Below are 22,416 nucleotides of genomic sequence, written 5' to 3'. Positions count from 1 at the left end.
GCACCGCACGCCGGTAGCGCACCGAGCTGGTGCCGTTGCCCCCATGTGGTCAGGGGTGCATACGGGCGCCCTTGAGTACCTTGTCGACCGCGTTGCGCGGTCCGTACACGGCGAGACCCACCAGATCCAACTGGTCCTTCGGCACCGCACGCACCGCCGCGCGGTTGTCGCGGTCGTTGCCGGTGGCGAAGAGGTCGGAGGTGAACACCGACCGGGGAAGCGAGCGGGACAGGGCGCGGCCGTGCGCGGCGGTCAGTGTCTCCTTGGTCCCTTCGAAGACCAGGACGGGCTGGCGGAACATCGGCAGATACGGGGTGCCGTCGGCGTCGGCGTACGGTTCGCCGATGACTTCGGGGAGCTGCGAGCCGAGACCGCTGACCAGGAAAGCGGTCACATTCAGCCGCTGCCAGGACTCCAGGTCCTCACGCAGCAGAACGGCAATTTTGGTGTCGAATCGTACGGGGGCGTGCTCGATCGTCATGCTCTGAGACTGCCAACCGCCCCTGCACGCCTTCTTGTACGTTCCTGGCATGGTGGCACGCCAAGAGGTTTCCGCGTATCGCGCGCACATCAGGAAGGGCCACCCGACATGACGACGCCAGGGCTTCCCGATATGGGAGATCCGATTCCGCGCGAGGGGCCTCCGCAGAGCACGTACACCTTCTACAGGAATGCGTTGTCGTCTTCGGCGTGTCCCCGTGGGTCTTCATCAGCTGAATTGAGCTGAATTGAGCTGGACCGGTGCCTGGAAGCCCTGGGGCGCCGCGATGGAGCCCGGGGGCCGGCAGCCCGTGGCCGGAGTCCCCTCCCACTCACCCGTCCTCCGTAATCCCCCTCGGTGTCCGGCGGCACCGGAAATGCGGGGGCTGCGACCCGCGCCTAGGGTGTTCGCATGGCCGCGTTCCGGTGGATATCGGCCCCGGTCAACGGCCCGCGACCGAGGGTGCGAGGTGTGCTCGGCGTGGCGTTGCCGGCCGCCGTCCCGATGCGCCGCTGCCCGCGAGGAGCGGGGCCGCACGTTGCGCGTGGCCGGGGCACGAGGTGCGGCACGTCATGACCGGCCCGTCCCTGGAACCGTCCGACAAGGACTACGACCCGCTGGCCGACCAGGAGTGGCGCCTCGTCGCGGAGGACGCCCCCGGGGTGTCGCACCATGAGGCCATCGGGCTGCGTGAGCGGCTCTCGCTCAACCGGATGGGCACCTTCGACTGGGACCTGGACGGCGGTTCCATGGACCTGGACCCCGGTGCCATGGAGGTCTTCGACCTCCGCCCGGAGGAGTACGACGGCGCACCGATGTCCCTGGTCACGCGGGTGCCGCCGGAGGAGGGCCTGCGGCTCGACGAGGCGCTCTCCCAGGCCCTGCAGGACGGCCTCTCGTCCTACGGCGCGTACTTCCGGGTCCAGTGCCGCGACGGGACCCAGCGCTGGACGCACTCCCAGGGCCGGATTCTGCACGACGCGGACGGAAAGCCGTACCGGATCATCGGCATCGTCCGGGAGGCGACCAGCGAGCTGGCGGACTCCGCGCTGCTGCGCTCGCTCCAGCAGGAGCGGCAGCGGCAGACCGTGATGGTGCAGCAGACCACCGCCGCACTGGCCCGTGCGCTGTCCGTCAAGGACGTGACCCGGGTGCTCACCGGGACCGGCGGCGCCCGGCGGTTCGGTGCGGACGGACTGGTCCTGGGGCTGGTGGAGAACGATCAGTTCGAGGTCATCGCCACCGCCGGGCTGGAGGGCGAGGTGCCCGACGACATGATGACCTCCCGGCTGGACGACACCCTGCCGCTGGCCGACGCGGCGCGTTCGCGGCGGCCCATCTTCCTCGGCAGCCGGGGCGAGCTGATCGCCCGCTATCCGCGGCTGCGCCCGTACACCGACGTGCTGCCGGCGGGCAGCGCGGCCTTTCTGCCGCTGGTCGCGCAGGACACCGTCATCGGTGCGCTGGGGCTGTTCAACGCCGAGCCTGCGGTGCAGTCGCCGGAGGCGAGGAACCTGGCGCTGGCGCTGGCCGGTGTCGTCGCGCAGTCGGTGCAGCGGGCGACCCTCTTCGATCAGGAGCGGGAGTTCGCGACGGGGCTGCAGGCGACGATGCTGCCGCGCCGGCTTCCGCCCCTCACGGGCGGCGCGGTCACCGTGCGCTACCACCCGGCGAGCGTCGGGCGGGACATCGGTGGCGACTGGTACGACGTGATCGCGCTGCCCCAGGGGCGGACGGGGCTGGTGGTGGGCGATGTGCAGGGCCACGACACCCATGCGGCCGCCGTGATGGGCCAGCTGCGCATCGCCCTGCGCGCCTACGCCAGCGAGGGCCACTCCCCGGAGACCGTGCTGGTGCGGGCCTCCCGTTTTCTGGCCGAGCTGGACACCGAGCGCTTCGCGACGTGTACGTACATCCAGGCCGACCTGGAATCCGGGGCGCTGCACCTCGCACGGGCCGGCCATCTCGGCCCGCTGATCAGCAACAGCTCCCGGCACGTCGACTGGCCCGAGGTCCGCGGCGGGCTGCCGCTGGGCCTGGCCACGCACTTCGGGCACGACCACTTCCCCGAGACCCAGCTGTTCCTGGAGCCGGGGTCGACGCTGCTGCTGTGCACCGACGGCCTGGTGGAACAGCCCGGCCGGGACATCTCCGCGGGCATCGACGCGCTGTCCGCGGCGGTCCGCGCCGGGCCCACGGACCTGGAGGCGCTCGCCGACCGCCTCTCGGACCATCTGTGGGCCGATCCCGGTTCCGAGGACGATATGGCCCTTCTTCTGCTGCACCGGCTGCCCGGTCCCGGGGGCGCCACCACACCGCGGCTGCGGCTGCATGTCCATCAGGCCGATCCGTCGGGCACCGCGGAGGTCCGCTCCGCGGTGCGCCGCACCCTGGACCAGTGGCGGGCGGGCGCCGTCATGCACAACATCGAGGTCGCCGCCTCCGAGCTGATCGCCAACGCGCTGACGCACACCGAGAGCGGCGCCCTGGTCTCCATGGAGCTGCTGCCCGGCACCCCGCGGCGGATCCGGCTGGAGGTCGAGGACCGCTCCAGCCGGTGGCCGCGGCGGCGCAGCCCCGGCGAGACCGCCACGTCGGGCCGGGGGCTGATGCTGGTCGAGGCCCTCGCCGACGAGTGGGGCGCCGAGCCACGCGGCGCGGGCAAGGCGCTGTGGTGTGAGTTCGCGGTACCGGACACGACGGATCTCGCGCACTGAATTGCCGTACTGGCAGAGGAATTGGCGGTACGTCGGTGCTGGGGAAGGCCGGACGTCAGGTCCGGTGATGTCGTCCACGGGCGCCCGGTCCGCAAGGGGCCGAGCCGACCAACCTGGCCGTTGGCCGACTCGGCCTGACCGGAACGTACCCGCTCACGGCCCCGGCGAAAACCGCTCCGGCACGCGCGCCCGTCGGGGCCAACTCCCGTGCCGGGCCGCGGTCCTCAGTCCTCCGGCCCGTACCACAGCGTCGTCATGTTGCAGAACTCCCGCATGCCGTGGCCGGAGAGCTCCCGTCCGTAGCCGGAGCGCTTGGCGCCGCCGAACGGGAGGCCCGGGTGGGAGGCGGTCATCCCGTTGAAGAAGACCCCGCCGGCCTGCAGGTCGCGGGCGAGGCGGTCCTGTTCGTCGGGGTCCCGGGTCCAGGCGTTGGAACTGAGCCCGAACGGGGTGTCGTTGGCGACCCGCACCGCCTCGTCCAGGTCGGCGACGCGGTAGAGCGTGGCGACCGGTCCGAACGCCTCCTCGTAGTGGATGCGCATCTCGGGGGTGATGCCGGACAGCACCGTCGGCTCGTAGAACCAGCCCGCGCGGTGCTGCGGTGGGCGCTGTCCGCCGCACAGTGCGGTGGCGCCCTTGTGGACCGCGTCGTCGACGAGCTCCTCCAGGTCGGAGCGGCCCTGTTCGCTGGAGAGCGGCCCGATGTCGGTGTTCTCGTCCATCGGGTCGCCGACGGTCAGCGCGGTCATCCGGCCGGTGAACCGCTCGGCGAAGGCGTCGTAGACGTCCTCGTGCACGATGAACCGCTTGGCCGCGATGCACGACTGTCCGTTGTTCTGGACGCGCGCGGTGACCCCGACGCGGGCCGCCTTGTCGAGGTCGGCGGAGGGGAGCACGACGAACGGGTCGCTGCCGCCGAGTTCGAGGACGGTCTTCTTGACCTCGTCGCCGGCGATGGAAGCCACCGAGCGGCCGGCCGGTTCACTGCCGGTCAGGGTCGCGGCGGCGACCCGCGGGTCGCGCAGGATGTCCTCGACCGCACCCGAGCCGATCAGCAGGGTCTGGAAACAGCCCTCGGGGTAGCCGGCGCGGCGGAAGAGTTCCTCGATGTAGAGGGCGGTCTGCGGGACGTTCGAGGCGTGCTTGAGCAGCCCGGTGTTGCCCGCCATCAGGGCGGGCGCGGCGAACCGTACGACCTGCCAGAGCGGGAAGTTCCAGGGCATCACCGCGAGGACGGTGCCGAGGGGGCGGTAGCGCACCACGGCGCGCCGCGCGCCGGAGTCGCTGACATCGGCGGGGTCGGGGTGCTCGTCGGCGAGCAGCGCCTCGGCGTGGGTGGCGTACCAGCGCATGGTCTTGGCGCACTTCGCGGCCTCCGCGCGCGCCTGGGCCAGCGGTTTGCCCATCTCGGTGGTCATGGTGCGGGCGATGCCGTCCTGGTCGGCGTCGAGCAGGTCGGCGGCCGCGAGCAGCAGTTCCCTGCGGCGGGCGAAGCTCGTGGTGCGGTGCTCCTGGAAGGCCTGCTCCGCCCGGACCAGATGATCTTCGATCTCGCCCGCGTTGAGCGCGTCGAAGGTCTTCAGGGTCTCGCCGGTGGCCGGGTTGACCGTGGCGATGGCCATGATCAGCACCTCCTTGGTGGTGCGGGGACGTGGTACTCGCGGTATGACGTGGTACCCGCGGTATACGGGGCGAAAGTCCGGGCGGCTCCTAGGAGAGCGGCGAAGGAGCCGGGGACGGCTCCGGGACCGGGTCGGGATCGGGTCCGGGCGGACGGGGTATCGGCGACGGTTCCGGCGGTATGGGTTCCGGTGGCGCGGGTGGGACCGGCGGGCCGGGGAGCGGGTCGGGGACGGGGTTCGGCGGTGGGCCCCCCGGCTCCGGCGTGGGCTGCGGGTCACGGTCGAGCGTGCGCTCACTGCACGTATGCGGTTGCCGCTGCACTGCGGGCCTCCAGAATGAGACGGCTAGTGGCACATGAGCCCCCGTACCCGAGTTTCGCCCGTCCATGGCCCCGGCGCACGGCGGATTGCCGCGGACGGGTTGCGCGGGGGACGGGCCCGGCGTATATGACCCGATCGGACGGCGCCGGGCACACCGGTCGCGCCCTACCGTGCGGTCATGCCCATGACGCGGACGAGGACGACGACGCATCCGGCGACGGCCCGCACCCGGCTCGGGGCCAGGATCGTCGCGCTGCTGTCAGCGGTCGGGGTGGCGCTGGGTGCGCCCGCCGCCCCCGGCTCGGCGGCCACGCCGCGCGCCGTCTCCCCCGCCCCGCGCGTCCCCCTCCCCGCCGCCATGGCCGACACCGGCGGCGGCACCCAGCTCCTCACCGCCCGTGCGCGCACCACCGGCGCCACCATCGGGACGGTGCGGTGGTGGCAGCGGCACAACGGCCGCTGGCGGCAGGTGGGTTCGGCACCGGCCCGCTTCGGCGCCGGCGGGCTGGCCGAGGGCGGCAGCCGGGTGCAGGGCACCGCGACCACCCCGACCGGGCTGTACGACCTGCCGTTCGGCTTCGGGACCGCGCCGGCGCCGCCGGGCACCACGACCCCCTACCGCAGGGTCGGCGCCGCCTCCTGGTGGTGCGAGGACAACGCCTCCGCCTCCTACAACCGCTGGGTGGAACCGCTGCCCCCGGACTGCGCGGCCGGTGAGTCCGAGCGGCTGGCCGGCTATCCGACGCAGTACAGCCGGGCCCTGGTCATCGGCTTCAACTACCACCGTCCGGTGCGCGGCCGCGGCGCCGGGATCTTCCTCCATGTCCACGGGAAGGGCGCCACGGCCGGCTGTGTGTCCGTACCGGCCGGGGCGATGGCGCGGATCCTGTCCTGGGTGCAGCCCTCCGCGCATCCGCACATCGCCATCGGCACCGCGTCCGGGCCGACCGCGCTCACCCGCTACTGAGCGGTGCCGCGGTAAGCGGGAAGTGGCAGGCCACCCGATGGCCTGGCGTCTCCGGTTCGGCGGGCGGCGGCTCGGTGGTCGCGCACAGCGCCGTCGCGAGCGGGCAGCGGGTGCGGAAGCGGCAGCCGGAGGGCGGGTCGGCCGCGGAGGGGGCTTCGCCGCCGAGCGGGGTGCCGGGCGGGGCGGCGTCCGGATCGGGTGTGTTGACGCTGTCCAGCAGCCCTCGGGTGTACGGGTGCAGGGGGCGGGTGAAGACCTGCTCGGCGGGGCCGGTCTCGACGAGCTTGCCGAGGTACATCACGCCGACGGAGTCCGCGAGATGCCGTACCACCGCCAGGTCGTGCGAGATGAAGAGATAGCCGATGCCCTTCTCGCGCTGCAGCGCATGCATCAGGTTAAGGATCTGCGCCTGGACCGAGACGTCGAGCGCGGAGACCGGTTCGTCGGCGACGACGAGGGACGGGCCCGGCGCCAGGGCCCGGGCCAGGCCGAGGCGCTGGCGCTCGCCGCCGGAGAATTCGTGCGGATAGCGGTCCACCGCGCCGCGCGGCAGCCCGACGTCGTCCAGCAGCCCGGCGATCCGCCGCCGCTGCTCGGCGCGGTCGCCGATGCCCTGGATGACCAGCGGTTCGCGCAGTACCGCGCCCGCCCGCATCCGCGGGTCCATGGCCGCGGCGGAGTCCTGGAACATCAGCTGGACGGCCCGCCGGTGGGAGCGCAGCTCCCGTTTGTTCAGGGTGGCGATATCGCGTCCGGCGATGTGGATGGCGCCGCCACTGGGCGCCTCCAGGCCGACGGCCAACCGGCCGAGCGTGGACTTGCCGCAGCCGGACTCCCCCACGATGCCGAAGGTCTCACCGCGCCGCACGGTCAGCGAGATCCCGGCCACGGCACTTATCTCGGCGGCTCCTTTGCGGCGGGCGAAGGGGCCGCCGTGCAGCGGGTAGGTCTTGCTGACATCGGCGAGCCGCAGGAGGGGTTCGTCCGTGCGCACCGGGGGCGCGGCGGGGACGGGCGGACGCGGCTCGGCGGGGACGGGCGGACGCGGCTCGGCGGCCGGGGCGGTGCTGGAGGTAGGGGCGGCGCCGGTGGTTGGGGTGACGCCGGAGCTAGGGGCAACGCCAGAGGCTGGGGCAACACCGGAGGCTGGCGCGACGCCAGAGGCTGGGGCAACGCCGGAGACCGCGGCGGCGCCCGGTGCCGGTCCCGTGGGGTGGAAGCAGGCGAAGGCATGGGCGGTGGCGGCGGGTGTGGTGCCGTCGAGGCCGTCGGTGAGCTCCGGGTCGGCGGTGTGGCAGAGGTCGGTGGCGAAGCCGCAGCGGGGGGCGAAGCGGCAGCCGGCCGGGCGGGTGGTGAGGGACGGCGGCAGGCCCGGGATGGTGGCCGGCGGCCGGCCGGCGGCGGTGGCGCGGTCGGGGAGGGCGGCGAACAGCGCCTGGGTGTAGCGGTGCCGTGGAGTGGCGAACAGCGGGCGGACCGGGGCCCGTTCGGCGATCCGGCCGCCGTACATCACCGCGACCCGGTCGACCCGGCGGGCGATCGCCCCGAGGTCATGACTGACCAGGATCATCGCCATGCCGAGGCGGGCCCGCAGGGAGTCGATGAGTTCCAGGATCTGGTGCTGGGTGGTGGTGTCGAGGGCGGTGGTCGGTTCGTCGGCGATCAGCAGCCGGGGCTCGCACACCAGGGCCATGGCGATCGCGACGCGCTGCCGCATGCCACCGCTGAGCTGGTGCGGATAGCTCTTCAGCCGTTCGGCCGGTCGTGGCAGACCGACCAGCCGCAGGGTCTCCTCTGCCCTGGCCCAGGCCTCGGCCCTGGTCAGCCGGGTGTGCAGCAGCAGAGGTTCGGCGACCTGGGCGCCGATGGTGAGGGTGGGGTTGAGGGAGGTCAGCGGGTCCTGGAAGACCATGCCGACGGTGTGGCCGCGGACCTTCCGCAGCACGGGTTCCGGGGCGGCGGCGAGATCGGTGCCGTCGAACAGGATCCGGCCTCCGGTGATCTTCCCGCCGGGCGGCAGCAGACCGAGGACGGACAGCGCGGTCATGGTCTTCCCGCAGCCGGATTCGCCGACGATGCCGAGCGCCTCGCCGGGTGCGAGGTCGAGGTCGATCCCGTCGAGGGCCCGGACGGTGCGGCCGCGGCCGGCGATCTCCACCTGCAGAGCGTCGATCTTCAGGAGCGAGTCGGTCATGGTGTGGTTCCTCGCTTCAGTTCGTCCGGAACCGCGGTCGGTTCGTCGGCGAAAGCCGCGTCAGTTCGTCGGGGAAAGCCATGTCGGTTCTTCGGGAAACGCGCGTCAGGGCTTCTTCAGCCGTACGTCGAAGGCGTCCCGCAGACCGTCTCCGACGCAGTGGAAGGCGGCGACGGTCAGCACGATCGCAAGGCCCGGCGGGAAGATCAGCCACCAGTGGCCGACCTGGGTGTAGGTGAGGCCGGCCGAGAGCAGGGAGCCCCAGTCGGCGGCGGGCGGCGGGAGGGAAAGGCCCAGGAAGGACAGATAGGCGACGTAGAGGATGGCGTCGGCCACCTGGAAGGTGGCGTTGACGATGACGGTGCCGAGGGCGTTGGGGAGGATGTGCCGGAAGACGGCACGGCCGCCTCCGCCGCCCATCAGCCGCATCGCATGGATGTAGTCGCGGCTGCGCAGCGCCAGCGCCTCACCGCGGACGAGACGGGCCGGGGAGAGCCAGGCGACGGAGGCGACGATCAGGATGAGGAGGGGCTTGCCGGGGGTGACGATCGCGGCCACCACGACGAGCAGGAAGAGCGCCGGAATGGCGAGTGCGGCATCGGTGACGCGCATCATCACCGCGTCCGCCCAGCCGCCGAAGTAGCCCGCGACGGCTCCGTAGACCGTCCCGAAGAGGGTGGCCAGCAGCCCTGCCGCCAGCCCGACTTCGAGGGAGGTCCGGCCGCCGTACATCAGCCGGCCCAGCTCGTCGTAACCCAGGTCGGTGGTGCCCAGCGGATGGCCCGCGCCGGGGGCCCGGCCGGCCTGGGCGAGGTCGGTGTGGATCTGGTCGGTGGGGTGGACCAGCGGCCCGAGGAAGCAGAAGGCGCACAGGGCGAGCAGCACCAGCGCGCCGCTGAGGGCGAGTTTGTTGCGGGCGAAGACGGCGAGGGTGCGGCGGGCGGGGCCGGGGCCGGCCGGGGTGGTGTCCGTCCGGGCGGCGGCGTCGAGGGCGGTGGGCGTCACGTCACGCTCCTGATGCGCGGGTCGAGGACGGCATAGGCGATATCGGCGATCAGGGAACCGAGGACGGTGGCGGTGCCGACGACGAGGGTGACGCCGAGCAGGACGGGGAAGTCCGAGCTCTGGGCGGCGTTCCAGAACAGCAGCCCCATTCCCGGGTAGTTGAACATCGACTCGACGACGAGGGTGCCGCTGAAGAGGGTGGGGAGGTAGAGGCCGAGGAGGGTGGCCAACGGGATGAGGGCGTTGCGCAGCACATGTCTGGTCATGAGGCGGGCGGGCGACTGCCCCTTGGCGCGGGCGGTGCGTACGTAGTCCTCCCCGAGGTTGTCGAGGACGGCGGAGCGCATATACCGGCTGAAGACGGCGATGATGCCGAGCGCGGCGGTCACGACGGGGAGGACGAGGGCGGGCAGTTCGGCGAGGAGGCCGCCCACCGTGTCGGCCTGTGGTGCCTCGGCGGGCAGCAGGGGGAGCTCCTGGCTGAAGACCAGGATGAGCACCAGGCCGAGGAAGAACACCGGGGTGGCGTAGGCGAGGAAGGCCGCACCGGTCAGCACGTGGTCGACGGCCTTGCCGCGGCGTACGGCCTGGAGGATGCCCAGCGGGACGGCGAGCAGCGCGGCGAGTGCCAGGGCGAGGCCGGCGAGCAGTGCGGTCTTGGGCAGCCGCTCGGCGAGCAGTGCGGCAACGCCCTGGTTGAGCTTGTAGGACTCGCCGAGGTCGCCGGTGAGCAGCCGTCCCAGGTACCCGAGGTACTGCTCGGGCAGGGAACGGTCGTACCCCTGCTGGTGGTTGAAGTGGTCGACGGCCTCCGGGGTGGCCTGCACACCGAGGATGGCGCGGGCCGGGCCGCCGGGGAGCAGATGCAGCAGGACGAAGACGATCACGGAGACCAGCAGCAGCACGACGAGGGCCTGGGCGAGGCGCTTGACCAGGAAACGGATCATCTGCCGGCCCCGCCCTTCTTCACGAAGTACCAGTTCTGCGGCGCCAGGGACAGGGTCGGGTTCTGGTCGACGCCGCGCAGATCGTTGCGGATGACGGAGACCTGGTAGGCGGGGTTGGGGGTCCACAGGACCGGGAGCTGACGGGCCACCTCCCGGCCGTAGTCACGCAGGGCGGCCGGGTCGTCGGAGTACTCGGTGGCCCGGATCAGCCGGTCGGTGCGGGGATCGGACCAACTGCCCATGTTCGAGGGCGCGTTGCTAGCGAAGATCTTCTCTCCGCTGGGGTCGGGCGGGAAGTACCAGCTGCCCTGGGTGCCGAAGAAGCCGAGCTGCCACTGCGCGCAGCGGGGTTCGGTCCGTTTGCAGGGGACGGTGGTGCCCAGGACGGTGTTCAGCGGCTGCTGCCGGATGTCGAGAGTGACGCCTGCCTTGCCGAATTCGGACTTGATGACCTGCATGGTGTTGGAGGTCTCGGTCGAGCCGGACTGGGAGAGCAGCGCGAGCCGCAGCTCCTGGCCGTCCTTGATGCCCGCACCGCACTCCCCCGCGCCGGTCCCGGGCCGTACGCAGCGCAGCACACCGGCCCGCTCTGCCCAGCCGTGCCCGGCGAGCAGCGCCCCCGCCCGCCGGGGGTCGTACGGATATGGGTCGCGGTCGAGGAGACCTGCGGGGACCGGGCCGAGGGTGGGTGCGGCGCTGCCGTGCCAGACCACCCGGGAGAGCGCCTTCTGGTCGATCAGATGCTGGAGCGCCTGACGCAGATAGTCCTGGCGCAGCAGCGGTCCGGCCGTGGGGTGCTGGAAGTTGAGGACGATATAGGTGATCGCCCAGCCCTCCCACGGATCGATCCGATAGCCCCTCTCCCGGAATTTCGCCGACTGCGCCATGACCGAGGGCGGGATATAGCCGTAGTCGACGCCGCCGGCGCGCAGCACATTGAATGCGGAGTCGGCGGTGGTGAAGGGCTTGAGGACCACCCGGTCGAGATGGGGTGTGTCAGGCCCGCGGTAATGCTTGTTGGGGATCAGGGAGACCTGTCCGGAGGTCGTCCATTTCTCCACCTTCCAGGGCCCGTTGACGGTCTGCCACAGGGGGTCTGTGGCAAACCGGGAGAATTGCCTGGCGTGCCGCATCAGCCGGGCGAAGGCCCGCTCGGGGCTCTGGTTACCGGGGTTCCAGGCGTGTACGGGGAGGGCGCCGAAGTCCTGGAGTTCATTGGCCGTGAACCAGGCCGGGTTGTAGGCGCGGTCCAGCCGGAGACGGAAGGTCCGGTCGTCGACGATCTCGAAGGTCTTGACGTCGTCCGGCATCAGCCCGGGCGAATAACCGGCCCAGTCCTTCTTGTTGTGCTTGATCAGATCGAACCAGAACTTCACATCGCGGGTGGTGACAGGCTTTCCGTCGGACCACTCATAGCCCTTTTTCAGGGAGATGGTGACGGTTTTGTTGCCGTCGCGGTAGCGGGGCATTTCCGCGAGGCCGCGGGGCGATTCCATGGTCAGCGCCGCACCCTTGCGCTCGGGGGTGAACAGCGGCAGGAACAGCAGGTTCTGGATGGCGCTGTTGAAGGACGCCAGATAGCCGGGGGCGCCGATGGGGAAGATCCAGTTGGGAGTGGCGGCGGGCGGCAGCGCCATGGTGACGGTGCCGCCCTCGACGGGTGTCCCGCCGGTGGCACCGAGGTCGGTGACAACGTTGCCAGGCGGCCCGCAGCCGAAGAGCACGAAGGTACCGAGCAGGACGGCGGCCGCCATACGCCCCAGGGGCCCGCGGATGCGTGTGGTGCGCGGACCCATGCTGCCTCCGGGAGGTCGGCCGGTCGAAGTGCGAGCAAAGTACGGAGGGCCGAGAAAGGAAGTCAAGACCTTGGCGAAAGCAGGCCAACTACGGCCTATTGTCGGCGAGTTGGAGCACCGTCTGCCGATGGCCACCAGCGCACTCACCCTCAGTGCCGCTGAGGCGCTCTGGTCAACTCCAGCCCGCCCGAGGGAAAGTGAGCCCCATGTCGTCCACCCCTTCCGGTTCCCGGCTCCGCATCGGTATCGGCGGTATGGCCATCGAGTCCAGCCAGTTCTGCCCGCACCGCTCGGGATACGACGACTTCCGCATCACCCGGGAGCGTGCGCTGCTGGACCGCTACACCTGGACCCGGCCGGACGGCGAGCTGTCCGGACTCGTGGAGTGGGTGCCGCTGGTGCATGCCGTCGCGGTGCCCGGCGGGCCGGTCGAGCGCGCCGTCTACGACCGCATCAAGGAGGAACTGACCGGCCGCATCGAGGAGTCGGGCCCGCTGGACGGGCTCGTGTACGACATCCACGGCGCCATGAGCGTGGTCGGACTGGACGACGCGGAGGCCGATCTCACCGCCGCGGTACGGGCCGCGACCGGTCCCGACACCCTGATCTCGGCCGCCATGGATCTGCACGGCAATGTCTCGCGCCGCTTCGCCGAGCATCTCGATCTGCTCACCGCGCACCGGACGGCCCCGCACGAGGACGCCTGGGAGACCCGGGAGCGGGCCACCCGCAAGCTCGTCGAACGGCTGGTCCACGGGCGGGGCCGCCCGCACCGGGCCTGGGTGCAGATTCCCGTCCTGCTCCCCGGCGAGAAGACCAGCACCCGGCTGGAACCGGCCAGGTCGCTCTACGGGCGGCTGGCCTCGGTCGAGGCGCTCGACGGCGTCGTGGACGCGGCGGTCTGGGTGGGCTACGCCTGGGCCGACGAGGCACGCTGCCGGGCCGCCGTGGTGGTCACCGCGGACGATCCCGAACTCGCCCTGACGCAGGCCGGATCGCTGGCCCGTGCGTACTGGGACGCCCGTCGCGACTTCGCCTTCGCCGGCCCGACCGGTGACGCCGACACCTGTATCGCCCGCGCCGTCGCCTCCCCCGCCCGCCCGTTCCTGATCAGTGACTCCGGCGACAACCCCACCGCGGGCGGCGCCGGGGACCTCGCGTACATGCTCGGCCGGCTGCTGGCCCACGAGGAGCTGGCGAGCGGCCGGGTCACCGCGCTGCATCCGGGCATCACCGACCCCGAGGCCGTCGCCGTCTGCCGCGCCGCCGGGGTGGGCGCCGAGGTCACGCTCGGCGTGGGCGGCCGGTTCAGCGCGGGGACCGGCCCGCACACCGCACCGTATGTGCTGACCGGCACGGTCACCGCCGTGGACGAACCGGCCGGACCCGGCCCCGGTACGCCGCGCGGGAATCCGGCCTACGACGGCGGCGGCCGGTCCGCGGCCGTCACCTGCGGCGGGGTGACGGTGGTGCTGACCGAGCGCCGCAAGCCGTTCCACACCCGCGCGGACTTCGGCTCACTGGATCCGCTCGCCTACGACTTGGTGGTCGTCAAGATCGGCTATCTGGAACCCGAGCTGTACGAGATGGCCGCGGACTGGCTGCTCGCACTCACCCCCGGTGGCGTGGATCAGGACCTGCTGCGCCTCGGACACCACAGGGTGCTGCGGCCCCTCTACCCCTTCGACGACGAGGGGTTCGAGGATCCGGGTCTGACCCCGGTGTTGCTGTAGGGAGCCGGAGGCCGGGGACCGCCGCCACCCTCACGGCTGTGGATCGCGGGCGTCGTAGCGGGCGAAGGCGCGGCGGCCGAGACCGAGTGCGGTCACGGCCAGGACGCAGGCCACGCCGCCGCCGATCACCGCGGTGGCCGGGGAGGTCAGATCGGCCGCCGAGCCGGCGAGGAAGTCCCCGAGCCGCGGGCCGCCGGCGACCACGACGATGAAGACGCCCTGGAGCCGGCCGCGCATCTCGTCCGGCGTCGCGGCCTGCAGCATGGTGCTGCGGAACACCATCGAGACGGTGTCCGCGCAGCCGGCCACGGCCAGGAAGAACAGCCCCAGCCACAGATGCCGGGAGAGCCCGAAGCAGGCGATGGCGGCGCCCCAGGCGGCCACCGCGATCAGGATGGCGAGGCCGTGCCGGCGGATGCCGCCGAGCCAGCCGGAGAACAGCCCGCCCAGTACGGCGCCCACCGCGGGCGCGGCGACCAGCAGGCCGACGGTCTTGGCGTCCCCGGCGAACCAGAGCACCGCGACCGCGGGGAACAGGGCGCGCGGCTGGGCGAGCACCATCGCCGCGAGGTCGGAGAAGAACGTCATCCGCAGATTCGGCCGGGTGGCGAGGAAGCGCAGGCCGTCCAGGACGGAGGCCCGGCGCCGCGGCCCCTCTCCCTGGTCGGGCCGCATGGACGGCAGCCGCCACATCGCGTACAGCGAGCCGCTGAAGGCCACCACATCGATCAGATACGCGGTCTGATAGCCCCACAGGCCCACGATGACCCCGCCCAGCATCGGTCCGCCCATCAGACCGAGGTTGCTGGTCAGGGAGTTGAGGGCGTTGGCGGCCGGCAGCTGTTCGGTGGGCAGCAGCCGCGGGATCATCGAGCTGCGGGCCGGTGAGTTCATCGCGAAGCAGACGGCCTGGCAGGCGACGACGGTGTAGAGCAGCCAGACCCGGTGGTATCCGGCCAGCGCGGCGGTGGCGAGGACCAGGGACATCACCGTCGCGCCCATGGCGCTGTAGAGGCCCAGTTTGCGGCGGTCGACGGTGTCGGCGATGGCGCCGCCGTAGAGCCCGAAGACGACCAGCGGGACCAGTGAGCACAGCCCCACCAGGCCGACCGAGAAGGTGGAGTGGGTGATGGCATAGACCTGCAGGGAGACCGCGAGCGCGGTCATCTGCTGGCCCATCCAGGAGATGGTGTTGCCGCACCAGAGACGGCGGTAGTCCGGGGAGGTGCGCAGCGGGGTCAGATCGGCGAATATCCGGGAGCGCAGGGGTATTTCGCCCTTTTCGGAGGTCGTTGTAGAGGGCACGCGGCAGTAAAGCATGCGTCGGGGGTGCCGGGGCGGGAAGGGGCGGGAAGAGGCACTCCGGCCGCTCGCCCCTTACGCCCGGAGCGTGCGGCGGGAGGGGCGACCAGCTCGCCCGTCCCCGCCGCTCCCGGCCGGTCCGTCAGGTCTCCGGGGCAGTCCGGCGTCCAGGAGGGGGCCGCCGCCCCCGGGGCGTCCTCCGGCCTCACCAGCGCCAGCGGGTCGCGGCGGCGATCTCCTCGGCCTCGCTGTCGGCGAAGTGGGCCTCCTCGGCGCGCCGGACCGCGAGCACCGCGCCGTGCAGCACCTCGCCCATCGCCTCGTACAGCGGGGCGGACTTCTCCAGCCGGTCGGCCGCCTCGGTGAGGGTGGCGGGCAGCCGTACGATGCCGCGCCGGGCGCGTTCGCGGACGCCGAGGATGCCCGGGTCGCCGGTCTGCGGTGCCGGCAGCTGCGCCGCGGACTCGATGCCGTGCAGTCCCGCGGCGAGTACCGCGCCGACCGCGAGATACGGGTTGGCGGCGGCGTCGAAGGTCTTGACCTCGGCGTGGCCGCCGTCCGGGTCGTGGGGGGCGCCGGTGATCAGACGCAGCGCCGCCTCCCGGTTCTCCACGCCCCAGCACTGGTAGATGCCGGCCCAGTGGGAAGGCTGCAGCCGCAGATAGCTGGCGGGTGAGGGGCAGCCGATGGCGAGCAGGGCGGGCAGGGCGTTCAGGACGCCGCCGAGGAAGGCCACCGCGTCCGGCGCCAGGCCCCAGGGGGCGTCGGGGGTGCGGTGCAGGCTCGCGCCGTCGCGGTACAGGCCCAGGTGGAGGTGGCAGCCGTTGCCGACCTCTCCGGCGACGACCGACGGGGCGAAGGAGGCCCGCAGTCCGTGCCGGGCGGAGACGGCGCGGACGGTCTCGCGGACCAGCACCACATCGTCGGCGGCGCGGACGGGGTCGCCCGGGGCGGTGGTGACCTCGAACTGGCCCGGGGCGTACTCGGGGTGGAGCTGGAGGACGTCGATGCCCTGGACGGCCAGCGCCTCGGTGACATCGCGGAGGTAGTCGGAGAGTTCGACGACCCGGGTCATGCCGTACGCGGGGCCCGCGCAGGGGTAGTCGAGCGCCTCGTCCGGGCCGGTGGCGGCCGGGTGGTGTCCCTCCGGGGCGCGGGTGACCACCCATTCGGTTTCGAAGCCCATCCGCAGCTCCAGCCCGGCCGCGGCGGCCCGCTCCACCATCCGCCGGGCGAACTGCCGCTGGCAGGCGGGGTGCGGACGGCCGAGCTGGTCGTAGCGGTCCACCGGCGCCCAGGCCCAGCCGGGCTGTGCGGCGAGTACGGTGACGCGGTCCAGGTCGGGGAAGAGCCGCAGGTCCCCGTCGGGTCCGCCGAGGTGGTCGGACGCGGTGATGGCGTCGTCGGAGGTGAAGACGTCGAAGACGGGCGACATCCCGACGCCGCGCTCCGCGGCAGCGGTGAGCCGCTGCGCCGGAATGGTCTTGACGCGGGTGACGCCGGCGTTGTCCACCCAGGTCAGCGCCACATTCCGGACACCTTCCGCCTCCAGTTGCGCCGCCAGCCGGCGGGCTTCCTCGCGCTGTTCCGCAGCCCGCGTTCCCATAGTGCCGTCCTCACTCGACCGTGCCGGTGCCCGGCACCCGTGCCCGCTGATCGCCCTTGCCGGCCCGGCTCGACGCCGCCCGGTCAGGAGCAGTTGAACTCGCACCATACGCACTTTCCGCTGCCGCGCGGTTCCACACCCCAGACGTCCGCCAGGCGGTCCACGAGGAGCAGACCGCGGCCGGAGACGCCGGCCTCACCGGGCTCACGGCGTCGCGGCAGGCTGCTGGAGTGGTCCTCGACCTCCAGCCGCAGCAGCCGCCCGACGCTGTGCGGCATACGGATGTTGACCACGGCCTCGCCGTCGGTGTGCAGCAGCGCATTGGTGATCAGCTCGTCGGCGACCAGTTCGATCTCCTCGGCACGGTCCGCCGCGCCCCAGGCGCGCACCGCGGCCCGGATCATGTGCCGGGCGGCGGAGAGGCCTTCGGGGTCGGCGGGCGCGATGTGCTGGCGGAACCGGCCGACGATGTCGTGCTCCGGGGCGCCCAGCCGGCGCAGCAGCAGCAGCGCCATATCGTCCTCGCCGGTCCGGTCGCCCGCCGACTCGCAGAGCCGGTCGGCGAGTTGCTGGACGTCCTGGGGGCCGTCGCGGACCTCGCGGGCCAACTCCCGCATCCCGATGTCGAGGTCGGTGCCGGGCTGTTCGACGATGCCGTCGGTGCACAGCAGCAGAGTGTCGCCGGGGGCGAGCTGGACGGTGGTGACCGGGTAGTCGAGCCGCCGGAATTCGGAGGAGATCCCGAGCGGCAGCCCGCCGGCCACCGGCAGCCGGCGGCAGATGCCCTCGGCGTGCCGCAGCAGCGGGTCGATATGGCCGGCCCGGACGATCCGGGCCGAGCCGGTGCTCAGGTCGGCGTCGACGTAGGTGCAGGTGGCGAAGCGGTCGGCGTCCAGCTCGTTGAGGAAGGCGGAGGCGCGGCCCATGACGGTGGCGGGGGCATGCCCTTCGGCGGCGTAGGCGCGCAGCACGATCCGCAGCTGGCCCATCAGCGCCGCGGCCTGGGTGTCATGGCCCTGGACATCGCCGATGACGGCGGCGACCCGGCCGTCGGGCAGCGGGATCACGTCGTACCAGTCGCCGCCGATGTCCCGGCCCATCCGGGCGGAGCGGTAGCGGACGGCGATCTGGGCGCCGGGGATGCCGGGGATCCGGCGGGGCAGCATGGCCTGCTGGAGACCGGCGGCGAGGTCATGCTCCTGGTCGTAGAGCATGGCGCGGGCCAGGCTCTGCGCGATGCTGCTGCCGAGCGCCACCAGGACGTTGCGCTCCTGGTCGCGGAAGTCGCTCTCCCGCTCGAAGAACAGGCCGATCACCCCGATCGGGCGGCCCTGCGCGATCAGCGGCAGATATGCGGCGGAGTTGACGTTCAGCGGCTCGATGGCCGGCCACAGCCGGGGGTATGTGTGCCGGAATTCGGCGCGGCTGCCCACATAGCGCGGGGTGAGGGTGCGGACGACCTCACTCATCGGGAATTCGTCCCCCACCCGCGTGTATTCGAGGTCGGGGACGAAGCTGCCGGCCTTGCCCTCGGAGATCAGCCGGATGCGTCCGGCCTCGACGAGGCCCAGGATCACGTTCTCCGCGCCCAGCCGGCTCAGGCCCTGCTCATCGGCGAGCACCGCGATCACTTCACCGACCGTCCTGGCGTGTGCCAGGGCGGCGGTGGTGCGTTCGACGACGCTGGTGTGCCGCCGGCGCTCCTCATCGCCGGCGAGCCGCTCCGCCGCGTGGGTGTATTCGTGGCTGGCGTCGCGGACCACTCCGATGATGCGGCGGGGCCGGCCGGTGTCGTCGCGGCGGATGCTGCCCTGGGAGTGGGTCCAGCGCAGCTCACCGCTGCGCAGCCGTACCCGGAAGTAGGCGCCGTAGGAGTCGCTGCCGTCCTTGAGCGCCCGCGCGACCAGGGCGTCCAGACGGGCCGCCTCATGGGCCGGGACACGGCAGTTGAGCGTGGCCGGACGGTCGTCGTACTCCGCCGGAAGCATGTCGAACACCTCGAGGGCGGGCGGGTCCATGTGCATCAGCCCGCTGTCGAGGTCCCAGTCGAAGGCTCCCATGCCGTTGAGGGCCAGGGTCAGGTCCGGGTGGGCGGGCCAGTCGTCCGGCACCGACACGGTGGGCCGCTTCGCTCCCCGGTCAGCCATGTCGTCACTTTGCCACATTCACCCGGATTGCGGCGTCTTCAGTCCCTTCACCCGATCGGGCTGCGACGGCAGCCGTCGCCACACTGACTCTGCTCTCAGTTTCCCCGCATTCCCGCTCCCTGATGCTGGCTATATCAGGCCAATACGCACCCCGCCTTCCCCCAACCGTTGCGATGTTCTCAACACGCCTGTTACGGTCCCGGACCATGAAGGACACCCCCGGAGACCGGGTCACCGACGACGCCGGAGAGGTCACGGACCGTGTCCGGCAGGTGATCGGACGGCTCGGCTGCAGCCATCGCGAGTTCGCCCGCCGCATCGTGATGGACCCCTCGAAACTGTCCAGGTCACTGGGGGGCACCCGGCGTTTCACGCTGGCCGAGATCGTGCGGATCGCCGACATCGGCGCGGTCGACACCGGCTGGCTGCTCGGGGCCCCGGAGCGGCCCTCGGCGCCGCCCGGCCGCGAGCCGGCCGCCGTGCCCGAGGGCGGCCGGCCCCTGCAGATCGTGCGGGAGACCGTCCGGCTGATCGCCGAGCACGGCTTCCACGGCGTACGGGTCGCCGATATCGCCGCCGCCTGCGGTACCAGCCCGGCCGCCGTCCACTACCACTTCCCCGGCCGCGACGAGCTGCTGGAAGCGGCCGTGCGCTGGTGCATGGACGAGGACACCGAGCGCCGCGCCGCGGGGCTGGCCGCGGCCCCCGACGCCCGCGGCGAGCTGCTGCATCTGATCGCGCTGCAGACCCCGCGCACCGATCAGCAGCGCCGCCAGTGGCTGGTCTGGCTCGATCTGTGGGCCCAGGCCGCCCGCTCCACCGCCGTGGGGCGGCTGCACGAGCACTACTACCGGCAGTGGCGCACCACCGTCGCCGAGGTCGTACGCCGCGGCGTCGACCAGGGCGTCTTCCGCACCGTCGATCCGGAGTTCACCGCGCTCCGGCTGACCGCCCTGATCGACGGCCTGGCCACGCAGGTGCTCGCCACCGCTCCTGACAGCACCGGCCCCGACACCATGCACACCGCGCTGCTGGCCTTCGTGGAGAGCGAGCTCACCCCCGCCTCCGCGGTCTGACGCCGCCGTTCCCCGCCGAGCCCGAGGCACCCACCCCCATCGAAGGGATCCCCGTGAATCACGAGGTCATCATCACCTGCGCGCTCACCGGCGCCGGCGACACCGTCCGCCGCTCCCCGCACGTCCCCGTGACGCCCGAGCAGATCGCCGCATCGGCCGTCGAGGCGGCGGCCGCGGGCGCCGCGGTGGTGCACATCCACGTCCGCGATCCGGAGACCGGCGATCCGTCGCGCGACCCGCGGCTGTACGCCGAGGTGGTCGAGCGGATCAAGGAGACCGGCACCGACGTCGTCATCAACCTCACCGCCGGCATGGGCGGCGACCTGGTGATCGACCCCGACGCCCCGCTGCGGCAGCTGCCCGGTACGGACCTGGTGAGCGGTCTGGAGCGGCTGCCGCACGTCGAGGAACTGCTGCCCGACATCTGCACTCTGGACTGCGGCTCCCTCAACTTCGGTGACGGCTCCAACCTCTATGTCTCCACCCCCGACATGCTGCGGGCGGGCGCGAAGCGCATCCAGGAGCTCGGGGTGCGGCCCGAGTTGGAGATCTTCGACACCGGTCAGCTGTGGTTCGCCAAGCAGCTGCTGGCCGAGGGACTGCTGGACGACCCGACCGTCTTCCAGCTGTGCATGGGCATCCCGTGGGGCGCGCCGGCCGACCCCGGGGTACTGCAGTCGATGGTGCGGATGCTGCCCGAGGGCGCCCAGTGGGCGAGCTTTGCGCTCGGCCGGATGCAGATGCCGTGGGTCGCCCAGTCGATCCTCCTCGGCGGGCATGTGCGGGTGGGCCTGGAGGACAACCTGTACCTCAGCAAGGGCGTCAAGGCCACCAACGGGCAGCTCGTCGAACGCGCCGTCCAGATCACCGAGTTGCTCGGCGCCACGGTCGCCACCCCCGACCAGGCGCGCGCCCGGCTGGGCCTGAAGCCCCGCGCCTGACCCGCGACTGCGCTCCCCCGTTCTTCTCCCTCTCCTCCCCTCCACCTGGAGCCGCTCCCCCATGCCTGAAACCACCCCTGCCCCCTGCGCCCCCGAGGACGTACGCCGCATCGCCTGTATCGGCGCCGGAGTGATCGGCGGCGGCTGGGTCGCCCATTTCCTCGCCCGTGGCTACGACGTCACCGCCTGGGACCCGGCCGCGGACGCCGAGGACAAGCTCCGCCGCCTGGTGGCCGCCGCCTGGCCCGCGCTGGAACAGATAGGCCTGGCCGAGGGCGCCGCGCAGGACCGGCTGACGATCGCCCCCACCCTCGCCGAGGCAGTCGCCGACGCCGACTTCGTCCAGGAAAGCGCCCCGGAGAAGCTGGAGTTGAAGCGCTCCCTGCTCGCCGAGCTCGCCGCCGCGACCCGGCCGGGCGTGGTCATCGCCTCCTCCACCTCGGGCTACCCGATGACCGATATGCAGACCGCGGCCGAGGACGCCGGCCGCCTCGTCGTCGGCCACCCCTTCAATCCGCCGTACCTCATCCCGCTGGTGGAGGTCGTCGGCGGCGAGCAGACCGACCCCGAGGCCGTGGCCTGGGCCTCCCGCTTCTACGACGTGGCCGGCAAGTCCGTGATCACCATGGCCCGCGAGCTGCCCGGCTTCATCGCCAACCGCCTCCAGGAGGCGCTCTGGCGCGAGGCGCTGCACATGGTCGCCAACGGCGAGGCCTCGGTCGAGGACATCGACGCCTCGATCACCGAAGGGCCGGGCCTGCGCTGGGCGTTCATGGGCCCCTGCCTGACCTTCGCGCTGGCCGGCGGCGAGGGCGGAATGGCCCATATGCTCGACCACTTCGGCCCGTCCCTGAAGTCGCCGTGGACCCGGCTGGAGGCGCCCGAGCTGGACCGTGAGCTGCGTGACGCCATGGTCGACGGCTGCCGGGAGGCCGCGGGCGACCGTACGTACGCGGATCTGGTCGCCGCGCGTGACCAGGGCGTCATCGACGTCCTCCGCGCCACGGGGCGGCTGGGGAGCACCCGATGACCGACGGCACACCGGGCGGCCCGCCCCTCTTCCGCCAGACGGTCCGGGACGAGTGGATCGACTACAACGGCCATCTCAGTGAGGCCTATTACGTCCTGGTCTTCGGCTTCGCGACCGACGCCCTCATGGACGCGGCCGGCCTCGACGCCGCCTACCGCGAGCGCACCGGCTGCTCCCTCTACACGGTCGAGGCCCACGTCCGCTATCTCCACGAGGTCGCCCGCCACAGCGAACTCACCGTCCGCACCACCGTGTTGGGCGTGGACGGCAAGAAGCTCCGCCTCCTCCACGAGATGTTCGCCGGGGAACCCTCCGGCGAGCCGGTGGCCACCGAGGAGCTGTTCACCCTGCACATCGACCAGGCCGCCGGGCGCTCGGCACCCCTGCCCGCGACGGCCCGCGCGCACCTCACCGCCCTCGTCGCTCCGGCGCCGGAGTGGGCGGGACGCGGTATCCGAGAGGTGTGAGGCGGGAGGCGCGGCGACGGCGTACGGGCTGTCGGTGGGCCCCAGGCCCACCTCGCCCGCCTCA

16 protein-coding genes are annotated in these 22,416 nt (G+C 72.3%); 7 read left to right on the top strand and 9 right to left on the bottom strand.

All coding sequences use genetic code 11. The features are described 5' to 3' along the window. Positions 1 to 49 precede the first annotated feature (49 nt). Positions 50 to 481 carry a DUF2000 domain-containing protein gene (locus NUT86_RS34895; RefSeq protein WP_159484949.1) on the bottom strand — a complete coding sequence of 144 codons (432 nt, stop codon included), beginning with the start codon at positions 479 to 481 and terminating at the stop codon, positions 50 to 52. Positions 482 to 1,053: 572 nt separating this feature from the next. Here NUT86_RS34895 and NUT86_RS34890 point away from each other — a divergent pair. Continuing rightward, positions 1,054 to 3,198: a SpoIIE family protein phosphatase gene (locus NUT86_RS34890; protein WP_274739331.1), complete on the top strand. Its 2,145-nt coding sequence runs from the start codon at positions 1,054 to 1,056 to the stop codon at positions 3,196 to 3,198. Between the two features lie 224 nt (positions 3,199 to 3,422). On the opposite strand, the gene NUT86_RS34885 is transcribed toward NUT86_RS34890, so the two are convergent. After that, positions 3,423 to 4,820: an NADP-dependent succinic semialdehyde dehydrogenase gene (locus NUT86_RS34885; RefSeq protein ID WP_026169426.1), complete on the bottom strand. Its 1,398-nt coding sequence runs from the start codon at positions 4,818 to 4,820 to the stop codon at positions 3,423 to 3,425. A gap of 499 nt (positions 4,821 to 5,319) precedes the next feature. Here NUT86_RS34885 and NUT86_RS34880 point away from each other — a divergent pair, with 499 nt between their 5' ends. After that, entirely contained in the window at positions 5,320 to 6,108 is a 789-nt protein-coding gene (locus NUT86_RS34880) for a L,D-transpeptidase family protein (RefSeq protein ID WP_274739330.1), read from the top strand. Here the strand turns inward: NUT86_RS34880 and NUT86_RS34875 are convergent. The 4 genes from NUT86_RS34875 to NUT86_RS34860 all read right to left on the bottom strand — a co-directional run bounded on the left by NUT86_RS34875 (position 6,095) and on the right by NUT86_RS34860 (position 12,050). Continuing rightward, positions 6,095 to 8,302 (bottom strand): dipeptide ABC transporter ATP-binding protein, encoded by a 2,208-nt coding sequence (locus tag NUT86_RS34875; RefSeq protein WP_274739328.1) that lies wholly within the window; start codon positions 8,300 to 8,302, stop codon positions 6,095 to 6,097. The genes NUT86_RS34880 and NUT86_RS34875 overlap by 14 nt on opposite strands. A gap of 105 nt (positions 8,303 to 8,407) precedes the next feature. Continuing rightward, the gene (locus NUT86_RS34870) at positions 8,408 to 9,307 is read right to left on the bottom strand and encodes an ABC transporter permease (RefSeq protein WP_266443836.1); all 900 of its coding nucleotides are present in this window, start codon (positions 9,305 to 9,307) and stop codon (positions 8,408 to 8,410) included. Next, positions 9,304 to 10,254 carry an ABC transporter permease gene (locus NUT86_RS34865; RefSeq protein ID WP_266443839.1) on the bottom strand — a complete coding sequence of 317 codons (951 nt, stop codon included), beginning with the start codon at positions 10,252 to 10,254 and terminating at the stop codon, positions 9,304 to 9,306. Before NUT86_RS34865 ends, NUT86_RS34870 begins: the two co-directional genes overlap by 4 nt. Then, positions 10,251 to 12,050, bottom strand: coding sequence for a peptide ABC transporter substrate-binding protein (locus NUT86_RS34860; RefSeq protein WP_274739325.1), 1,800 nt, complete (start codon positions 12,048 to 12,050; stop codon positions 10,251 to 10,253). Before NUT86_RS34860 ends, NUT86_RS34865 begins: the two co-directional genes overlap by 4 nt. Positions 12,051 to 12,256: 206 nt before the next feature. Between NUT86_RS34860 and NUT86_RS34855 the strand changes: the two genes are divergently transcribed. Further along, on the top strand, positions 12,257 to 13,783 hold the full coding sequence (locus NUT86_RS34855; RefSeq protein ID WP_274739324.1) for a M81 family metallopeptidase: 1,527 nt from the start codon (positions 12,257 to 12,259) through the stop codon (positions 13,781 to 13,783). A 30-nt stretch (positions 13,784 to 13,813) separates the two neighbouring features. Here NUT86_RS34855 and NUT86_RS34850 read toward each other — a convergent pair whose 3' ends face one another. The 3 genes from NUT86_RS34850 to NUT86_RS34840 form a co-directional block, all read right to left on the bottom strand. After that, entirely contained in the window at positions 13,814 to 15,103 is a 1,290-nt protein-coding gene (locus NUT86_RS34850; protein ID WP_018088425.1) for an MFS transporter, read from the bottom strand. A 187-nt stretch (positions 15,104 to 15,290) separates the two neighbouring features. Next, the gene (locus NUT86_RS34845) at positions 15,291 to 16,691 is read right to left on the bottom strand and encodes a glutamine synthetase family protein (RefSeq protein ID WP_274739321.1); all 1,401 of its coding nucleotides are present in this window, start codon (positions 16,689 to 16,691) and stop codon (positions 15,291 to 15,293) included. 83 nt (positions 16,692 to 16,774) lie between these two features. Beyond that, positions 16,775 to 18,838, bottom strand: a complete 2,064-nt coding sequence (locus NUT86_RS34840) for a SpoIIE family protein phosphatase (protein ID WP_018088423.1) — start codon at positions 18,836 to 18,838, stop codon at positions 16,775 to 16,777. A gap of 206 nt (positions 18,839 to 19,044) precedes the next feature. Between NUT86_RS34840 and NUT86_RS34835 the strand changes: the two genes are divergently transcribed. The 4 genes from NUT86_RS34835 to NUT86_RS34820 all read left to right on the top strand — a co-directional run bounded on the left by NUT86_RS34835 (position 19,045) and on the right by NUT86_RS34820 (position 22,352). Continuing rightward, positions 19,045 to 19,914, top strand: coding sequence for a TetR/AcrR family transcriptional regulator (locus tag NUT86_RS34835; protein ID WP_018088422.1), 870 nt, complete (start codon positions 19,045 to 19,047; stop codon positions 19,912 to 19,914). Positions 19,915 to 19,967: 53 nt separating this feature from the next. Beyond that, positions 19,968 to 20,855, top strand: a complete 888-nt coding sequence (locus NUT86_RS34830; RefSeq protein WP_272595468.1) for a 3-keto-5-aminohexanoate cleavage protein — start codon at positions 19,968 to 19,970, stop codon at positions 20,853 to 20,855. A 61-nt stretch (positions 20,856 to 20,916) separates the two neighbouring features. Further along, on the top strand, positions 20,917 to 21,885 hold the full coding sequence (locus NUT86_RS34825) for a 3-hydroxyacyl-CoA dehydrogenase NAD-binding domain-containing protein (protein WP_274739317.1): 969 nt from the start codon (positions 20,917 to 20,919) through the stop codon (positions 21,883 to 21,885). Further along, entirely contained in the window at positions 21,882 to 22,352 is a 471-nt protein-coding gene (locus tag NUT86_RS34820) for a thioesterase family protein (RefSeq protein ID WP_159484969.1), read from the top strand. The genes NUT86_RS34825 and NUT86_RS34820 overlap by 4 nt, the downstream gene beginning before the upstream one ends. Positions 22,353 to 22,416 lie beyond the last annotated feature (64 nt).

This window comes from Streptomyces sp. G7(2002), from assembly GCF_028870195.1.
Classification (GTDB): domain Bacteria; phylum Actinomycetota; class Actinomycetes; order Streptomycetales; family Streptomycetaceae; genus Streptomyces; species Streptomyces nigrescens.
The sequence above is the reverse complement of the archived record's forward strand: the minus strand, read 5'-3'. Positions and strand labels throughout refer to the sequence as shown.

Excerpts from the sequence above, each read along its gene's own strand:
- NUT86_RS34895 (WP_159484949.1), bottom strand. The coding sequence starts at position 481 with ATGACGATCGAGCACGCCCCCGTACGATTCGACACCAAAATTGCCGTT.
- NUT86_RS34890 (WP_274739331.1), top strand. The coding sequence starts at position 1,054 with ATGACCGGCCCGTCCCTGGAACCGTCCGACAAGGACTACGACCCGCTG.
- NUT86_RS34885 (WP_026169426.1), bottom strand. The coding sequence starts at position 4,820 with ATGGCCATCGCCACGGTCAACCCGGCCACCGGCGAGACCCTGAAGACC.
- NUT86_RS34880 (WP_274739330.1), top strand. The coding sequence starts at position 5,320 with ATGCCCATGACGCGGACGAGGACGACGACGCATCCGGCGACGGCCCGC.
- NUT86_RS34875 (WP_274739328.1), bottom strand. The coding sequence starts at position 8,302 with ATGACCGACTCGCTCCTGAAGATCGACGCTCTGCAGGTGGAGATCGCC.
- NUT86_RS34865 (WP_266443839.1), bottom strand. The coding sequence starts at position 10,254 with ATGATCCGTTTCCTGGTCAAGCGCCTCGCCCAGGCCCTCGTCGTGCTG.
- NUT86_RS34860 (WP_274739325.1), bottom strand. The coding sequence starts at position 12,050 with ATGGGTCCGCGCACCACACGCATCCGCGGGCCCCTGGGGCGTATGGCG.
- NUT86_RS34855 (WP_274739324.1), top strand. The coding sequence starts at position 12,257 with ATGTCGTCCACCCCTTCCGGTTCCCGGCTCCGCATCGGTATCGGCGGT.
- NUT86_RS34850 (WP_018088425.1), bottom strand. The coding sequence starts at position 15,103 with ATGCTTTACTGCCGCGTGCCCTCTACAACGACCTCCGAAAAGGGCGAA.
- NUT86_RS34845 (WP_274739321.1), bottom strand. The coding sequence starts at position 16,691 with ATGGGAACGCGGGCTGCGGAACAGCGCGAGGAAGCCCGCCGGCTGGCG.
- NUT86_RS34840 (WP_018088423.1), bottom strand. The coding sequence starts at position 18,838 with ATGGCTGACCGGGGAGCGAAGCGGCCCACCGTGTCGGTGCCGGACGAC.
- NUT86_RS34835 (WP_018088422.1), top strand. The coding sequence starts at position 19,045 with ATGAAGGACACCCCCGGAGACCGGGTCACCGACGACGCCGGAGAGGTC.
- NUT86_RS34825 (WP_274739317.1), top strand. The coding sequence starts at position 20,917 with ATGCCTGAAACCACCCCTGCCCCCTGCGCCCCCGAGGACGTACGCCGC.
- NUT86_RS34820 (WP_159484969.1), top strand. The coding sequence starts at position 21,882 with ATGACCGACGGCACACCGGGCGGCCCGCCCCTCTTCCGCCAGACGGTC.